Raw genomic sequence first — 1,460 nt, forward strand, 5'->3', positions numbered from 1 at the left:
TCTGGGCGATCTTCACCGCGCTGTTGATCGGTTGTGTGATGGAACGTGTGATCCACCAGGCGCCCAAGGCGCCCAGCGCGATCGCCAGGCCGGCCAGCGCCAGCATCAGCTTGCGCGAGCCGCTGTACTCGGCTTTGGCTTCGTCAAAGGACTTCCTGGACAGTTCACGCTCGTAGTTGACGATATCGTCGATCACGGCAATCGCCCTGCGGGTGGCGGGCGCCGACTCGCTCATCATCAGCGCCGTGGCCTCCGCGTTCCGGTTCTGCGTGCCGAGTTCGACCACCTTGTTGACCAGCGGCGAGGCCGCCTTGATCGATTGGTCCAGCCTATCCAGCAGCTCTTTTTCCTTGGCGTCCAGGGAGGACTCGAGCAGCACCTTCTTGGCCTTGCCGTATTTTTCACGCGCGGCGGTCAGGCGGTTTTTCTGGTCCTGCATGGCGGCGGGATCTTCCAGCAGCACGATGGTGCTGACGATCAGCGCGATGTCGCGGAAGTTGTCCACCATCTCGTTGGCCGCGAAATTCTTGACGTTGTTGCCATCCACAATGTCGGCCAGCCGCTGCTGCACGCCCGACATCGCGTTCAGGCCCAGGCCCGCAATCGCCGCCAGAAGCACCAGGACCCCGAAGAAGCCCGATCCCAGGCGTGTGCCTATTTTGAGGTTTGAGAAAGACATGGTGTGCTTTGTTATAGGTTCGTGGGGCGGAGGGGCCTAAGCGGTGGCGCGCTCGATCAAAGCCATGTCGCTGCTGGACATGAGCTTGTCGATGTCGACGAGGATGAGCATGCGTTCATCCAGCGTGCCCAGGCCGATGAGGTATTCGGTGTCCAGCAGCGCACCCATCTCGGGCGCCGGCCTGACCTGCTCGGGGCTCAGCGTGATCACGTCCGAGACGCTGTCCACCACCATGCCCATGACACGGCTGGCGATGTTCAGGATGATCACCACCGTGAACTGGTCGTAGCTGGGGGTGCCCAGGTTGAACTTGATGCGCATGTCCACGATGGGCACGATGATGCCGCGCAGGTTGACCACGCCCTTGATGTGTTCGGGCGCGTTGGCGATGCGCGTGACGGTGTCGTAGCCGCGCAACTCCTGCACTTTCTGGATGTCCACGCCGTACTCTTCCTGGCCCAGCGTGAAGGCCAGGAATTCCAGTGCCCTGGCGGCGGCGACGGGATTGCTGCTGGTGTTGTTTGTCTCGTGCATATGCACTCCTTGGAATCGGTGGGGTCTCTGTCTATCTGTATGTATGGCTATCGGCTGATGGCGGTGAAAACTTTAGTTGGCGTTTTCCCGGTACTTGCTTCAGATAAAGGTTATCAAGCTGTACTAGTTGGAAATCGGGGGATAAGCGTTGGGTTATGGCCTTATCTTTCTTCCAGAAGGGGGGGGGCCGGATCTTGCTCCGGCGGAGCGCGCTCCTCTGAGGATTGCTGGCCGGGGTTGCCCGGCG

At 60.8% G+C, this 1,460-nt stretch carries 2 protein-coding genes; both read right to left on the reverse strand.

What is annotated here, in order from left to right:
- Positions 1 to 679 (reverse strand): MCP four helix bundle domain-containing protein (locus tag ACSQ27_RS24255; RefSeq protein ID WP_436158062.1); only part of this gene is annotated, 679 nt, incomplete at its 3' end.
- A gap of 36 nt (positions 680 to 715) precedes the next feature.
- Positions 716 to 1,213, reverse strand: a complete 498-nt coding sequence (locus tag ACSQ27_RS24260) for a chemotaxis protein CheW (protein WP_436158063.1) — start codon at positions 1,211 to 1,213, stop codon at positions 716 to 718.
- Between the last annotated feature and the right edge of the window lie 247 nt (positions 1,214 to 1,460).

This window comes from Polaromonas sp. LjRoot131 (assembly GCF_964252805.1).
Classification (GTDB): domain Bacteria; phylum Pseudomonadota; class Gammaproteobacteria; order Burkholderiales; family Burkholderiaceae_C; genus Polaromonas.

What these genes read in the sequence shown, in the direction of transcription:
- ACSQ27_RS24260 (WP_436158063.1), bottom strand. Translation starts at nt 1,213, where the DNA reads ATGCACGAGACAAACAACACCAGCAGCAATCCCGTCGCCGCCGCCAGG.